We start from the raw sequence: 15,207 nt of genomic DNA, 5'->3' as shown, positions 1-15,207 counted from the left end.
GGAAGTGCAATGACGATCAATTCCACCACCCCCGAACCGGGCATCGTCGCGGTCACCGTCGACTATCCGCCCGTCAACGCCATCCCGTCGCGCGGCTGGTTCGAACTCGCCGACGCGATCACGGCGGCCGGCGCCAATCCCGAGACCCACGCGGTGATCCTGCGTGCCGAGGGCCGGGGCTTCAACGCCGGTGTGGACATCAAGGAGATGCAGCGCACCGAGGGCTTCACCGCCCTGATCGACGCCAACCGCGGCTGCTACGCCGCGTTCCGCGCGGTCTACGAATGCGCCGTGCCGGTGATCGCGGCGGTGAACGGGTTCTGCGTCGGCGGCGGGATCGGCCTGGTGGGCAACTCCGACGTCATAGTGGCCTCCGACGACGCCACCTTCGGGCTGCCCGAGGTCGAACGCGGCGCGCTCGGCGCGGCGACTCATCTGTCGCGCCTGGTGCCGCAGCACATGATGCGGCGGCTGTTCTTCACCGCCGCCACCGTGGATGCGGCCACGCTGCACCACTTCGGGTCCGTGCACGAGGTGGTGCCCCGGGATCAGTTGGACGAGGCCGCGTTACGGGTCGCCCGCGACATCGCCGCCAAGGACACGCGCGTCATCCGCGCCGCCAAGGAGGCGCTCAACCTCATCGACGTGCAACGGGTCAACTCGAGTTACCGTATGGAGCAAGGCTTTACGTTCGAGCTCAACCTCGCCGGGGTCTCCGACGAGCACCGCGACGCGTTTGCCGGCACGACGAAGGGCGAAAAGTCGTGAGCGACAAGCGAACCACCCTCGACGAGGCCGTCGCGCAACTGCGCAGCGGCATGACGATCGGCATCGGCGGCTGGGGATCTCGGCGCAAGCCCATGGCGTTCGTGCGCGCCATGCTGCGCACCGACGTCAAGGACTTGACCGTGGTCACCTACGGCGGGCCCGACTTGGGATTGCTCTGCTCGGCGGGCAAGGTCAGGCGGGTCTACTACGGATTCGTGTCGCTGGACTCCGCCCCGTTCTACGACCCGTGGTTCGCGAAGGCGCGCACCGGCGGGGCCATCGAGGCCCGGGAGATGGACGAGGGCATGCTGCGGTGCGGGTTGCAGGCGGCGGCCCAGCGGCTGCCGTTCCTGCCGATCCGCGCCGGGCTGGGCAGTTCGGTCCCGGACTTCTGGGAGGGCGAGCTGCGGACGGTGACCAGCCCCTATCCGGCGCCCGGCGGCGGGCACGAGACGCTGCTCGCCATGCCGGCCCTGGACCTGGACGCCGCCTTCGTGCACCTCAACCTCGGTGACAGCCAGGGCAACGCCGCCTACACCGGCATCGACCCCTACTTCGACGACCTCTTCTTGATGGCCGCACGGCACCGCTACCTGTCGGTGGAACGCGTCGTCTCCACCGATGAGCTCGTCAAGGCGGTCCCCCCGCAGGCGCTGCTGGTGAACCGAATGATGGTCGACGCGGTGGTGGAAGCCCCGGGCGGTGCCCACTTCACCACCGCCGCACCGGATTACGGCCGGGACGAGAAGTTTCAGCGGCACTACGCCGAGGCGGCCTCCACGGACGAGGGCTGGCAGCAGTTCGTCGCGACCTATCTGTCCGGCGGCGAGGACGACTACCAGGCCGCGGTCCGCGCATTCGCAGAGGAGGCCCCCAAGTGAGCAGCACCCGAGCCGAGATCTGCGCGGTTGCCTGCGCCGAATTGTTCAGGGACGCCGGCGAAATCATGATCAGCCCGATGACGAACATGGCCTCCGTCGGCGCGCGGCTGGCGCGTTTGACCTTCTCGCCGGACATCCTGCTGACCGACGGCGAGGCGCAGCTACTCGCGGACACCCCGGCGCTGGGCAAGACCGGCGCCATCGAGGGCTGGATGCCGTTCGGACGGGTTTTCGAGACCCTGGCCTGGGGGCGCCGCCACGTGGTGATGGGCGCCAATCAGGTTGACCGCTTTGGCAATCAGAACATCTCGGCGTTCGGCCCGCTGCAGCACCCGACCCGGCAGATGTTCGGGCTGCGCGGCGCGCCAGGCAACGCGATCAACCACTCGACCAGTTATTGGGTCGGCAACCACTCCAAGCGGGTGTTCTGCGAGACCGTCGACGTGGTGTGCGGCATCGGCTGGGACAAGATCGACGCCGACAACCCGGCGTTTCGATTCGCCAACCCGTATCGGGTGGTGTCCAACCTGGGAGTGTTCGACTTCAACGGCCCCGACCACACCATGCGGGCGGTGTCCCTGCACCCCGGCGTGCGCCCCGACGATGTCCGCGAGAGCACGTCGTTCGGGGTGGACGGCCTCGACGAGGCCGAGGAAACCAGGCTCCCGACCGACGACGAGCTGCGCCTGATCCGCGAGGTGATCGACCCGAAGGCGTTGCGCGACCGCGAGATACGTTCATGAGATTGCGCACGCCGCTGACCGAGCTGGTCGGTGTCGAGCACCCGGTGGTGCAAACCGGGATGGGTTGGGTGGCCGGCGCACGGCTGGTTTCGGCCACGGCGAACGCGGGCGGGCTGGGCATCCTGGCCTCGGCGACGATGACGCTGGACGAGTTGGCGACGGCGATCGGCAAGGTCAAGGCCGCGACCGACAAGCCGTTCGGGGTGAACATCCGCGCCGACGCCGCCGACGCCGGCGATCGCGTCGAGCTGATGATCCGCGAGGGCGTGAAGGTGGCGTCCTTTGCCTTGGCGCCCAAGCAGGAGCTGATCGCCCGGCTGAAAGAGGCGGGGGCGGTGGTTATCCCGTCGATCGGGGCCGCCAAACACGCGCGCAAGGTCGCGGGCTGGGGCGCCGACGCGATGATCGTGCAGGGCGGCGAGGGCGGCGGACACACCGGACCCGTCGCGACCACGCTGCTGCTGCCGTCCGTGCTCGACGCCGTGCAGGGCACCGGGATCCCGGTGATCGCGGCGGGTGGATTCTTCGACGGCCGCGGGCTCGCGGCCGCGTTGTCCTACGGCGCCGCCGGCGTCGCGATGGGCACCCGCTTCCTGCTCACCTCGGATTCCACCGTGCCCGAGGCGGTCAAGCGGCGCTACCTCGAGGCGGCGCTGGACGGCACCGTGGTCACCACGCGCGTCGACGGCATGCCGCACCGGGTGTTGCGCACCGGATTGGTCGAAAAGCTGGAAAGCGGCTCGCCGGTCAGGGGTTTCGCGGCGGCGGTGGGCAACGCGGCGAAGTTCAAGAAGATGTCGCAGATGACGTGGGCGTCGATGATCCGTGACGGCCTGGCGATGCGGCACGGTAAGGAGCTGACCTGGTCGCAGGTGGTGATGGCGGCGAACACCCCGATGCTGCTCAAGGCCGGGCTGGTCGAAGGCAACACCGAGGCCGGCGTGCTGGCCTCCGGGCAGGTGGCCGGCATCCTCGACGACCTGCCGTCGTGCGCCGAGCTGATCGAGTCGATCGTGCGCGACGCGATCACCCACTTGAGGGCCGCCGCCGCGCGGATCGAAGAACCCTGAGCCGAGGACCAACGGCCCTGGCCCGCCCGATGGCGCGGCTTCATCCTGAATGGATGATGACGCTGGCCCCGGCCTCCTGGCCCACCCCGCTGTTGAACGCGATTCGCGCCTCCAATAGACGCCTGCTCAACCCGGTGATGCTGCGACTGGCCGGCCACAAGCATTGGTACGCAGCCGCGATCCGGCACACCGGGCGGCGTTCGGGGAAGCAGTACGCGACACCCGTCGTCGCCGAGCGCGTGGCCGACGGCTTCATCATTCCGCTGCCCTACGGCGCCAGCGTCGACTGGTTACAAAACGTGCTCGCGGCGGGGAGGGCGACGATTTGCGTTCAGGGCGAAAGCCACGATGTGGTGCGGCCGGCGATCATCGATGCGGCCGCGGCCCTGCCCCAGTTGTCGGACAAACGGCGCCGCACCTTCCAGCGGGTCGGCGTCGAGCAGTACCTCAGGGTCGAGGACCAGCCGTCGGATTAAGCTATTTCCTAATTTCGCCGGTAATTAAGCTATAGTCTTCATATGCCTAGAGTGAAGGCTGGCCCTTCACTGCGTGCGACGGTGATCGGCGACGTGGTGGGATCCAGGCAGGCCGGCGACCGGCCCGCGCTGCATCGGCGCGTGGCCGCCGCCCTGCACCACGTCGCGACCGGCGCGATCGACCCGCCCACCTTCACCGTCGGCGATGAGTTCCAGGGCAGCTACCCCACGCTCGGCGCCGCCATCGACGCCGCATTGGCCATCCGCCTGCAGCTCGCCCCGGAGATCGACGTCCGTTTCGGCATCGGCTGGGGCATGGTCACCGTCCTTGACGCCGAGGCCGGAATCCAGGACGGTCCGGGCTGGTGGACCGCGCGCGAGGCCATCCAGCAGACGGCGCAGACCCAGCGGCAGCCCGGCTTCACGCTGGTGCGCACGACGTTCCGGGCGGAAGCCGACACGCGCACCGACGTCGCCGCGGTCAACGCGGCCCTGATTTGTCGGGACCATCTGCTTGGATCGCTCGATGAAAGATCGTTGCGAATTGTGAGGGGCTTGATGACCGGCCGGACCAAAAAGGAACTCGCCGCGGCCGAGGGCATCAGCCCGTCCGCGGTGTCCCAACGGGCCGCCCGCGACGGTTTGGACCTGATTGTCGTTGCCTCTCAGGATCTTCGGGGGCTGCCGTGAGCGCCGTGGCGGTCCTGCTGCTCGCCGTCGGAATAGCCGACCTGTGCCGGCGAGCGGTCCGCGCGTCGTGGCCTGCACTGGCGACCGGACCGGCCGTGGTGGTGGCCTGCGCGGCGCTGGGCGCGCTGTGGCATCGCGGCGATGTCCCGCTGCTTCTGGTGGCCGCCGCCGCGGCGGTGGTCTGGGAGTGGCTATGCGTGCGCAGCGAACGCAGCGGCGGGCAGCAGGCCGCCCCGTTGGCGGTGTTCGTGGCGGCACTTGTGCTGCTGGTCGTCTTGTCCGGCTGGTCCTCGGCGGTCGGCGGCATCGTCGGGCGGTGGTCGGCGTGGGTGCAGCTGCCGCTGAGCCACGTGACGCCCACGCGGATGCTGATGATCCTCGGCGTGGTGCTGATGCAGTTCGCCACCGGAAATCAATTGGTGCGCCTGGTGCTTGGCTCGGTGGGCGCGGTGCGCCCGGCCGGCGAGCCGCAGCCGTCCGACCGGCTCAAGGGCGGCCGGCTGCTGGGCCCGATGGAACGGCTGCTGATCCTGAGCCTCGGCGTCGGCGGGCAGGTGGCCGCGGCCAGCGCCGTCGTCGCCGCCAAGGGCATCATCCGTTTTCCCGAGCTGAGCGCCCAGAAAGACCGCAACGGGGACGTCGGCATCGACGAGGTGACGGAGTACTTTCTGGTGGGCAGCTTCACGAGTTGGCTGCTGGCGCTCGGCGGGATCGCGCTGGTGCTGGCGGCGCGGTGAGCGCCGCGGCGAGACTGAAACTACGCACACGCGAATCGGCGTGTCGCGTGCGTAGTTTCAGTGTCGCGACGGGTGGCCCAGCGGGTTAGAGCCGCTCGATGATCGTGACGTTCGCGGTGCCGCCGCCCTCGCACATCGTCTGCAGCCCGTAGCGGCCGCCGATGCGCTCGAGCTCGTTGAGCATGGTGGTGAACAGCTTGGCCCCGGTGGCACCGAGCGGGTGACCCAGGGCGATCGCGCCCCCGTTGGGGTTGACCTTCTCGGGGTCGGCCTTGATCTCCTTGAGCCATGCGAGAACCACCGGTGCGAACGCCTCGTTGATCTCGACGGTGTCGATGTCTTCGATGGAGAGCCCGGTCTTTTCCAGCGCGTAGCGGGTGGCCGGAATGGGACCGGTCAGCATGAACACCGGGTCGGCGGCGCGGGCGCTGATGTGATGGATGCGGGCTCGCGGGGTGAGCTTGTGGTCCTTGACGGCCTGCGCGGAAGCCAACAACACCGCGCTGGCGCCGTCGGAAATCTGGCTGGCCATCGCCGCCGTCAGCCGGCCACCCTCGACCAACGTCTTCAGGCCGGCCATCTTCTCCAGCGACGACTCGCGGGGGCCCTCGTCGACCCGGAAGGGCCCGGAATCGGTTTCCACAGGGATGATTTCGTTGTCGAAATGCCCGCCGCGGATCGCCGCGAACGCGCGCTCGTGGCTGGTGAGCGCGTACTGCTCCATCTCTTCGCGCGACAAGTTCCACTTCTCGGCGATCATCTCCGAGCCGCGGAATTGCGAGATTTCCTGGTCGCCGTACCGGTGCAGCCACTGCTTGGACTCGTTGGTCGGTGAGGTGAAGCCGAACTGCTCGCCGACGGTCATCGCCGACGAGATCGGGATCTGGCTCATGTTCTGCATGCCGCCGGCCACGATGAGGTCGGCCGTCCCGGACATGATCGCTTGGGCGCCAAAGGAAATGGCCTGCTGGCTGGAGCCGCACTGCCGGTCCACGGTGACACCGGGAACCTCTTCGGGATAGCCGGCGGCCAGCCAGGAGAGCCGGGCGATGTTGCCCGCCTGCGCCCCGATGGCGTCGACGCAACCGGCGATCACGTCGTCGACGGCGGCGGGGTCGACGTCGACACGGTCGAGCAGTCCGCGCCACCCGTACGCGCCGAGGTCGACGGGATGCACACCGGCCAGCGCGCCGTTACGCTTGCCAACCGCGGTACGTACAGCGTCAATGACGTACGCCTCTGTCATTTGTGTCGCTCCTCCTCATCGCTTCGTCCCCCTCGCCGCGGCGCGGCTGGGGGCACCCCCACTGCATCGTCGCCGACACGGGGCATGTTCAAACTCCTTCTTTGGTAATGCCGCCAAGCACGATGGCGAGATATTGCCGCCCCACCTGCTGTGCGGTGAGCGGTCCGCCGGGCTGATACCAGCGCACCGAAACCCAGGTGGTGTCGCGGATGAAGCGGTAGACAAGGTCGACGTCGAGGTCGGGCCGGAAGCAACCCTCGTCGACGCCCTGATTGAGCACCTCGACCCACATCTTTCGCTGCTGCCGGTTCATGTCCTCGATGTAGGAGAACCGGGGTTGGGACAGCAGCCGTTTGGCCTCGTCCTGGTAGATGACGACTTGGGCGTGCCGATCCTCGATCGCCTCGAACGACGCCATGAACAGCCCCTTGAGCCGTTCCATCGGATTCGGTTCGCTGTCGACGATCTCCCGGTAGCGCGCGAACAACCAATCCAGGAAGCCGCGCAGCAGCTCGTCGACCATCTCCTCCTTCGAGGAGAAATGGTGATACAGGCTGCCGGAGAGAATGCCGGCGCCGTCGGCGATGTCGCGTACCGTGGTGGCGCGCAGACCGCGCTCGGCGAACATCGTCGCCGCGAGCTCTAACAACTCGTCTCGGCGACTGTTTGCCTGACCGGCCAATCGGTCCACCGGATCAGCGTATCAACCAAGCGCTTGCTCGGCCAATTGCGGCCGCCCCGTCGTCGCCGCGTTCGCACTCGTAGCAATTTCGTCGAAAACGCCCGCTTTCGGGCGTCTCGTCGTAATCTCCCAGACGTGGCGATTTGCTGGGACCTGAGCGACGTCGTGGTGGCCGACAGAGGCGCCAGGCCGTTCATGAGGCCCCTATCGGGGCGTGTTCGACGGCGCCGGTCGCCAAAGGAGCGGTCCCCCATCAACTAAGGCTGGCCGCGGCGGCGGCAAGCCGAATGGCTAGGAGGCTACGGTCGTGAGCTTTTTGGTATTGCCCCCTGAGTTGAATTCGGCATTGATCTTTGCTGGGGCCGGTTCGGCGCCGATGCTGGAAGCCGCGGCCGCGTGGGACGGTCTGGCCTCGGAGCTGGGTTCGGCGGCGTCGTCGTTCGCGTCGGTGACGTCGGGGTTGGCGGGCCAGGCCTGGCAGGGCCCGGCGGCCCAGGCGATGACGGCGGCGGCGGCCCCCTACAGCGGGTGGTTGAGCGCGGCCGCCTCCCAGGCGGCCCAGGCGGCGGGGCAGGCCCGCGCGGTGATCAGCGCGTTCGAGGCGGCGCAGGCGGCGACCGTGCATCCGGTCATGGTGGAGCTGAACCGCAACTCGCTGGTGCAGATGGTGATGTCGAACTGGTTCGGCCTCAACGCCCCGGCGATCGCCGAACTCGAGGGTGACTACGAGGCGATGTGGGCCCAGGACGTGGCGGCGATGGTCGGCTACCACGGCGGTGCGTCGGCGGCGGCCGCGCAGTTGGTCCCCGCCCAGACGCTGCAAGACCTGCTGGCCGGCCTGCCCAACCTGGGTCTCGGCAACCTGGGCAGCGCCAACCTGGGCGGCGGCAACACCGGCAGCGGCAACGCCGGCAACGGCAACGCGGGGAGCTCAAACCTGGGCGGCGGAAACATCGGCAACCACAACGTCGGCGACGGGAACACCGGCAACCGCAACTTCGGCTCCGGAAACGCCGGCTTCGGAAACATCGGCTTCGGAAACACCGGAAAGACGGCCACCAGCGGGCAAAACGTCGGGATGGGCAACAACGGCAACAACAACGTCGGTTTCGGCAACAGCGGCGACGGCAACCGCGGTGGCGGGAACTTCGGCAACAACAACATCGGCGGCGGCAACGCCGGCAACAACAACATCGGCTTCGGGCTCACCGGCAACAACGAGATCGGTATCGGCAACACCTATTTCAACACCGCGACCAACCAGTTCAGCTTCGGCGGCCTGAACTCGGGCAGCGGCAACATCGGCATCGGGAACTCGGGCGCCGGCAACATCGGCTTCTTCAACTCCGGCAGCGGCAACGTCGGCATCTTCAACACCGGGGCCAACACCCTCAACCTCGGCAACATCAACGACATCGGCATCGGGAACTCGGGCAGCAACAACATCGGCATCGGGAACTCGGGCCTTGGAAACAATGGCTTCGGGAATTCGTGGGAGTTCAACACCGGCTTCGGGAACTCGGGCGCTCAAAACACCGGCGTCGGTAACGCGGGCGTCGACAACACCGGGACCTGGAATTCGGGCAGCGTCAACACGGGTGATGGGAATTCGGGCTCGGTCAACACCGGAATGTGGAATGCGGGTCTCGCGAACACCGGCGTCGGCTTCACCACCTATTCGGGCCTGCAGAGCTCCGGCTTCGGCAATGTCGGTGACGACGTGTCGGGCTTCTTCAACACGGCCAGCGGCGGGGCAAACTTCAACGGTTTTGTCTCGGGCTTCTTCAACTCGGTCACCGGCGGTTCCGTTTTCGACTACCAAGTCTCGGGCATTGGAAACCACATCATGCCCGACCCGAACGGCTTCCTGGGCACCGCCGTCAGCGGATACGCGTCCGGCTTCTTCAATGCGATCACCGGCTCATCCGGCTTATTCGGGCTCAGCCGGATGTTGCCCTGACTTATCGGACGCGGTGCTGAATTAACCGGCCGTTCTGGCGAAAACCAGGAAAGCGGTTCGGAGTCGTCGTAGCATTCGTGCCGAAAACTCGATTCCCTTCGGGCACCGGCCGCTTCGTGGCGGCCGGGGGAAACGAGCAGGAGGGCCGAAATGGCGAATTTTGCGGTGCTGCCACCGGAAATCAATTCTCTGCTCATGTTCAGTGGCGCCGGCTCGGCGCCGATGCTGGGCGCTGCGGCGGCCTGGGACGGCCTGGCCTCCGAACTGGGGGCGGCGGCGTCGTCGTTCGGTTCGGTGACCTCGGGTCTGGCAGGCCAGGGGTGGCAGGGTCCGGCGGCGCAGGCGATGACGGCCGCTGCGGCCCCTTACACGGGGTGGCTCAGCCAAGCGGCGACCCAGGCAGCCGGGGCGGCCGGGCAGGCCCGCGCGGTGGCCAGCGCTTTCGAGGCCGCGCAGGCGGCCACGGTGCACCCGCTCCTAGTGCAGCTCAACCGAAACTCGTTGGTGCAGATGGTGGTGTCGAACTGGTTCGGGCTCAACGCACCCGCCATCGCCGAGCTGGAAAGCGACTACGAGGCGATGTGGGCCCAGGATGTGTCGGCAATGGTGGGCTACCACGGCGGGGCGTCGGCGGCGGCCGCTCAGCTGGTCCCCGCGCAGACCCTGCAACAGCTTTTTGCCACCCTGCCCAACCTGGGTGTCGGCAACATCGGCAACGCGAACGTGGGCGCCGGCAACACCGGCAACCAAAACCTCGGCGAGGGAAACAACGGTAATCAGAACGTCGGCGGCGGAAACACGGGCAACGCCAACGTCGGCAGCGGAAACATCGGCAACAACAACTTCGGCGCCGGAAACGGCGGCGCGGGAAACATCGGCTTCGGAAACGTCGGCACGTCCCTCAGCACCGGCAACAACGTCGGCTTGGGCAACAACGGCAACAACAACTTCGGCGTCGGAAACAGCGGCAACCAAAACATGGGTGGCGGCAACACCGGCAACGGCAACATCGGCGGCGGCAACAACGGCAGCAACGATATCGGCTTCGGGTTGACCGGCAGCAACCAAATCGGGATCGGGAACACCTACTTCGACAGAACCGCCAACCAGTTCCACCTCGGCGGGCTGAACTCCGGTGCAGGCAACATCGGCTTCGGAAATTCGGGCACCGGCAACATCGGCTTCTTCAACTCCGGCAGCGGCAACATCGGCATCTTTGACTCGGGCACCAACACCCTTACTGGAGCCCATTTCAACAACGTGGGCATAGGGAATACGGGTATCGGCAATGTGGGCATCGGCAACGCCGGCGTCCTCAACACCGGCATCGGGAACGGGTTCGATTTGAACACCGGCTTCGGCAACGCGGGGACCAACAACACCGGCTTCGGCAACTCGGGCATCGTCAACACCGGCTTCGACAACTCGGGCAACATCAACACCGGCAACGGGAACTCGGGCTCCACCAACACGGGTTTCTGGAATTCCGGCGACACGAATACGGCGGTCGGTTCCACCACGAACACCGGCCTGACCAACTCGGGCTTCGGCAACGTCGGCGTCGACGAGTCGGGGTTCTTCAACACCGCGACCGGACCCGTTACGGCCGGCTTCATGTCGGGCTTGTTCAACAGCGCACACGGCGGAACCACCTTGACTGGGGCGCTCTCGGGAATCGGGAACGTCGGAATCCCGAACTCCTTCCTGGGCGCCACGACGGCCGGCGACGGCTCGGGATTCTTCAACATGGGCAGCCTGATATCGGGGATCTTCAACCTCAGTCACCTGTTGCCCTAACGGCTCATGGGTGCTGGTCGGACGAGGTAATCACCTGTCCGGTCAGGCAACAACAAGTAACCGCCGGCAAAAAATCCGCGAGGGGTTCACGTCAAGGCACGCACGGTCGTAGCATCTGTGAAGGATTACTCGATTCCGTATCGATCACCGGCCGCCTCAATGGGGCCAGCGGGACGGGTAGGAGGCCATGATGGCGAATTTTGCGATGTTGCCGCCGGAAATCAATTCTCTGCTGATGTTCAATGGCGCCGGATCGGCGCCGATGCTGGACGCCGCGGCGGCCTGGGACGGCTTGGCCTCGGAGCTGGGTTCGGCGGCGTCGTCGTTTGCGTCGGTGACCTCGGGACTGGCGGGGCAGGCCTGGCAGGGCCCGGCATCTCAGGCGATGGCGGCCGCAGCCAACCCGTATGCGGTGTGGCTGAGTCAGGCTGCCGCTCACGCAGCGGGAGCGGCCGGCCAGGCGAGGGCGGTGGTGAGCGCGTTCGAGGCCGCGCAGGCGGCGACCGTGCAGCCGATCATGGTGGCGCTCAACCGCAATTCGCTGGTGCGACTGGCGATGTCTAATTGGTTTGGCCTCAACGCCCCGGCGATCGCCCAACTCGAGGGCGACTACGAGGCCATGTGGGCCCAGGACGTTTCGGCCATGTCCGGCTATTACTCCGGGGCGTCCGCGGCGGCCGCCGGGTTGAACCCCGCGCAAACGCTGCAGGACCTCCTCGCCAGCCTGCCGAACCTGGGCATAGGCAACAAGGGCAACGGCAACCTGGGCCCCGGCAACACCGGCAGCGGCAACATCGGCAGCGGAAACACGGGCAACTCCAACCTCGGCGGCGGCAACGGCTTCAATGGCCTTACGGCCAACGGAAACGTCGGTTTCGGGAACCAGGGCAACGGAAACATCGGAGTCGGCAACGGCTTCAACCCCAGCTCGCTCACCGACTCCGGCCACAACGTAGGGCTCGGCAACGCCGGCAGCAACAACTGGGGCCTGGGCAACGCCGGGGACGGGAACAGGGGCGGCGGAAACATTGGCAACAACAACATCGGCGGCGGAAACATTGGCAACAACAACATCGGCGGCGGAAACACCGGCAACAACAACATCGGCTTCGGGCTCACCGGCAACAACGAGATCGGTATCGGCAACACCTATTTCAACACCGCGACCAACCAGTTCAGCTTCGGCGGCCTGAACTCGGGCAGCGGCAACATCGGCATCGGGAACTCGGGCGCCGGCAACATCGGCTTCTTCAACTCCGGCAGCGGCAACATCGGCATCTTCTCGACGGGGAGCAACACCCATTTGCCGGGGCACCTCAACAGCTTTGGTTTCGCGAACTCTGGCGCGGGCAACATCGGCTTCGGGAACGCGGGCGACTGGAATTTCGGCGTCGGCAACGGGGGCAACGTCAACACCGGCTTCGGCAACTCGGGTGGGCTTGACACCGGCTTCGGGAACGGCGGCGGTTTTAACACCGGCTTCTGGAATTCCGGCAGCACGAACACGGGCTGGGGGAATTCGGGCGGATTCAACACCGGCGCATGGAATTCGGGCCTGGCCAACACGGGCTTCGGGTTCACCACCAACAGCGGCGCTCCGAACTCAGGTTTCAACAACAACGGTTCGGATATCTCGGGGTTCGACAACACCGCCACCAGCGGGTTCGCCTCGGGATTCTTCAACACCGTGATCGGTGGGGGTGCGATGTCGGGAATCGACAACACGGGAGTCCCCACGTTCGACCCCACTTTCAGCGGCGCGTTATCCGGATTCTTCAATACAGGAACCCAGTTTGGGGGCCTCTTCAGCCTCGGTCGACTGTTTGCGGGTTAGCGCGCGCTTGATGGGACGCACGGGCTTCTGGAATTCGGACAATGCGTACACCGGCGCCGGCAGGACCATCGGCAGCGGCGCCACCCACTTCGGACTTCGGCAATACGGGTGCCGTCAGCCCGGGCTTGTTCGACTCGGCCAGCGGCGGCACGGCCGACAACGGCGCTGCATCAGGCTCTTTCAACAAAGCCGTCCCGACCGCTCAACTCCCTGTAGCCACAGATGACGTCTCGGGCTTGTTGAACTCCGGCACCGCCATCACGGCCTCGTTCAATCTGACCAAGTCTACCCAGGCCATTTGATTCGGCATCCGAGACTGGTAATCGTCCCGATCCGTTCACGGGTGCTGGCTGGAGACCGAGATCACCTCTCCCGTCAGGTAACTCGAGTAGTCGCTGGCCAAAAAGGCAATGGTGGAAGCAATTTCCCACGGCTCGGCGGCGCGCCCGAACGCTTCGCCCGCCGACAGCCGGTCCAGCAGGTCGGCCGAGGTCGTCTTGTCGAGAAACTTGTGCCGCGCGATGCTCGGCGAGACGGCGTTGATCCGGACGCCGTACTCGACGGCTTCGATTGCGCTGCAGCGGGTTAACGCCATCACGCCGGCCTTGGCGGCGGCGTAGTGCGACTGCGAGTGCTGCGCGCGCCAGCCCAGCACGCTGGCGTTGTTGACGATAACGCCGCCGTGCGAGGCCTCCCGGAAATACCGCAGCGCCGCGCGGGTGGCCCGGAACACCGACGTCAGCGTCACGTCCAGCACGCGGTCCCATTCGTCGTCGGTCATGTCGACCACCGGCGTCTGCCCGCCCAGGCCGGCGTTGTTCACCAGCACGTCCAAGCGGCCCATCCGCGCGGTGGTCGAGTCGATCAGGGCATCGACCTGGGCGGTGGATGTCACGTCGCACACCACCTTTTCGACCCGGCCCAGTCCCAGTGCGCTCAGTTCGTCGGCCGTCTCCCCCAGGCGTCGTTCGTGGTGGTCGGACACCACCACGTCGGCACCCTCCGCCAGGGCGCGGCGGGCCGTCGCCGAACCGATCCCGGTTCCCGCGGCCGCGGTCACGACGACCACCTTGCCTTCCAGCAGGCCGTGTCCGGCAACCTCTTTCGGAGTATCGGACAGACTCATCCCTTGACCTCTCGGGGTAGGCCGAGCACCCGCTCGGCGATGATGTTGCGCTGGATCTCGTTGGAGCCGCCGTAGATGGTGTCCGCTCGGGTGAACAGGAAAAGCCGCTGCCACTCGTCGAATTCCCCGTCGGACAACGCCATCCCCGGCTTGCCGATGACGTCCATCGCCAGCTCGCCCAGATCGCGATGCCAGTTGGCCCACAACAGCTTCGACACGTTGTCCTGGCCGGGCTGCTCGACGTCCATGGTGGCCAAAGCGTACGAACGCATCGCTCGCAGTCCGGTCCACGCCCGCGTCAGCCGCTCCCGGATGAACGGGTCGTCGGCGGCGCCGGTGCGCCGCGCGAGCTCGGCCAGATTGGAAAGCTCACGGGCGTAGCGGATTTGCTGTCCCAATGTGGAGACGCCTCGCTCGAAGGTCAGCGTCCCCATCGCGACGCGCCAGCCGTCCCCGGGCTGGCCGACCACCAACGACGCGTCGGTGCGGGCGTCGTCGAAAAACACCTCGTTGAACTCGGCCGTGCCGGTGATCTGGACGATCGGCCGGATCTGCACCCCGGGCTGGTCCAGTGGCACCAGCAGGTACGACAGGCCGGCGTGTCGCTTGGAGCCCTTCTCGGTGCGCGCCACCACGAAGCACCACTGCGACAAGTGCGCCAGCGACGTCCACACCTTCTGGCCGTTGATCACCCATTGGTCGCCGTCGAGTTCGGCGGTCGTCGAGACGTTGGCCAGGTCGCTGCCGGCGCCGGGCTCGGAATAGCCCTGGCACCACAGCTCGGTGACGTCGAGGATGCGGGGCAGGAAGCGCTGCTGCTGCTCGGGCGTCCCGAACGCGATCAGCGTCGGGCCGAGCAGCTCCTCGCCGAAGTGGTTGACCTTGTCCGGCGCGTCGGCCTTCGCGTACTCCTCGTAGAACGCCACCCGGTGTGCGGTGGACAGCCCGCGGCCGCCGTGCTCGACCGGCCACCCCAGGCAGGTCAGGCCGGCGGCGGCCAGGTGCTGGTTCCACGCGCGCCGTTCCTCGAACGCCTCGTGCTCGCGCCCCGGCCCGCCGAGCCCCTTGAGCGCCGCGAATTCGCCGACCAGATTGTCGGCGAGCCAACCGCGGACCTCGGCCCGGAACTCCTCGACGTCCTGCATGCCCTGTAGGCTAACCTACCAAGCACTTGCTTTGTTAGGAGCGGTCCAGAGG

General features: G+C 66.9%; 14 protein-coding genes. 10 read left to right on the top strand and 4 right to left on the bottom strand.

Annotated features, from left to right (window positions below):
- Positions 1–9: 9 nt before the first annotated feature.
- Genes echA20 through MTAB308_RS18850 form a run of 7 tightly spaced genes read left to right on the top strand, consistent with a single transcriptional unit; the run spans position 10 to position 5,365 of the window.
- Complete coding sequence (gene echA20, locus MTAB308_RS18880; protein ID WP_077101221.1) at positions 10–768, top strand: (7aS)-7a-methyl-1,5-dioxo-2,3,5,6,7,7a-hexahydro-1H-indene-carboxyl-CoA hydrolase; 759 nt, start codon at positions 10–12, stop codon at positions 766–768.
- The gene (gene ipdA, locus MTAB308_RS18875; protein WP_077101219.1) at positions 765–1,649 is read left to right on the top strand and encodes a cholesterol ring-cleaving hydrolase subunit IpdA; all 885 of its coding nucleotides are present in this window, start codon (positions 765–767) and stop codon (positions 1,647–1,649) included. The genes echA20 and ipdA overlap by 4 nt, the downstream gene beginning before the upstream one ends.
- Positions 1,646–2,392, top strand: coding sequence for a cholesterol ring-cleaving hydrolase subunit IpdB (ipdB, locus tag MTAB308_RS18870; protein ID WP_077101217.1), 747 nt, complete (start codon positions 1,646–1,648; stop codon positions 2,390–2,392). Before ipdA ends, ipdB begins: the two co-directional genes overlap by 4 nt.
- Complete coding sequence (gene ipdC / locus MTAB308_RS18865; protein WP_077101215.1) at positions 2,389–3,462, top strand: (3aS,4S,5R,7aS)-5-hydroxy-7a-methyl-1-oxo-octahydro-1H-indene-4-carboxyl-CoA dehydrogenase; 1,074 nt, start codon at positions 2,389–2,391, stop codon at positions 3,460–3,462. Before ipdB ends, ipdC begins: the two co-directional genes overlap by 4 nt.
- A gap of 53 nt (positions 3,463–3,515) precedes the next feature.
- Positions 3,516–3,938, top strand: a complete 423-nt coding sequence (locus MTAB308_RS18860; RefSeq protein WP_083746586.1) for a nitroreductase/quinone reductase family protein — start codon at positions 3,516–3,518, stop codon at positions 3,936–3,938.
- Between the two features lie 42 nt (positions 3,939–3,980).
- Positions 3,981–4,628, top strand: a complete 648-nt coding sequence (locus MTAB308_RS18855) for a SatD family protein (RefSeq protein WP_077101213.1) — start codon at positions 3,981–3,983, stop codon at positions 4,626–4,628.
- Entirely contained in the window at positions 4,625–5,365 is a 741-nt protein-coding gene (locus MTAB308_RS18850) for a hypothetical protein (RefSeq protein WP_077101211.1), read from the top strand. Before MTAB308_RS18855 ends, MTAB308_RS18850 begins: the two co-directional genes overlap by 4 nt.
- Before the next feature lie 85 nt (positions 5,366–5,450).
- Here the strand turns inward: MTAB308_RS18850 and fadA6 are convergent, their stop codons facing one another.
- A complete protein-coding gene (gene fadA6 / locus MTAB308_RS18845) occupies positions 5,451–6,611 on the bottom strand; it encodes a steroid 3-ketoacyl-CoA thiolase FadA6 (RefSeq protein ID WP_077101208.1) in 1,161 nt (386 codons plus the stop codon).
- An 88-nt stretch (positions 6,612–6,699) separates the two neighbouring features.
- Complete coding sequence (gene kstR2 / locus MTAB308_RS18840; protein WP_108637356.1) at positions 6,700–7,302, bottom strand: TetR family transcriptional regulator KstR2; 603 nt, start codon at positions 7,300–7,302, stop codon at positions 6,700–6,702.
- A gap of 298 nt (positions 7,303–7,600) precedes the next feature.
- Between kstR2 and MTAB308_RS18835 the strand changes: the two genes are divergently transcribed.
- The 3 genes from MTAB308_RS18835 to MTAB308_RS18825 all read left to right on the top strand — a co-directional run bounded on the left by MTAB308_RS18835 (position 7,601) and on the right by MTAB308_RS18825 (position 12,884).
- Positions 7,601–9,253, top strand: a complete 1,653-nt coding sequence (locus MTAB308_RS18835; protein WP_077101206.1) for a PPE family protein — start codon at positions 7,601–7,603, stop codon at positions 9,251–9,253.
- Positions 9,254–9,403: 150 nt separating this feature from the next.
- Positions 9,404–11,050 (top strand): PPE family protein, encoded by a 1,647-nt coding sequence (locus MTAB308_RS18830; RefSeq protein WP_077101204.1) that lies wholly within the window; start codon positions 9,404–9,406, stop codon positions 11,048–11,050.
- A gap of 190 nt (positions 11,051–11,240) precedes the next feature.
- Positions 11,241–12,884, top strand: coding sequence for a PPE family protein (locus MTAB308_RS18825; protein WP_077104530.1), 1,644 nt, complete (start codon positions 11,241–11,243; stop codon positions 12,882–12,884).
- A 337-nt stretch (positions 12,885–13,221) separates the two neighbouring features.
- Here MTAB308_RS18825 and ipdF read toward each other — a convergent pair whose 3' ends face one another.
- Positions 13,222–14,010, bottom strand: a complete 789-nt coding sequence (ipdF, locus tag MTAB308_RS18820; RefSeq protein WP_077101201.1) for a (5R,7aS)-5-hydroxy-7a-methyl-1-oxo-2,3,5,6,7,7a-hexahydro-1H-indene-carboxyl-CoA reductase — start codon at positions 14,008–14,010, stop codon at positions 13,222–13,224.
- Positions 14,007–15,155, bottom strand: a complete 1,149-nt coding sequence (gene ipdE1 / locus MTAB308_RS18815; RefSeq protein WP_077101199.1) for an acyl-CoA dehydrogenase IpdE1 — start codon at positions 15,153–15,155, stop codon at positions 14,007–14,009. Before ipdE1 ends, ipdF begins: the two co-directional genes overlap by 4 nt.
- Positions 15,156–15,207 lie beyond the last annotated feature (52 nt).

It is taken from the genome of Mycobacterium terramassiliense, assembly GCF_900157385.1.
Lineage (GTDB): Bacteria > Actinomycetota > Actinomycetes > Mycobacteriales > Mycobacteriaceae > Mycobacterium > Mycobacterium terramassiliense.
Note: the sequence above shows the minus strand (reverse complement) of the source record. Positions and strands in the feature narration are given on the sequence as shown.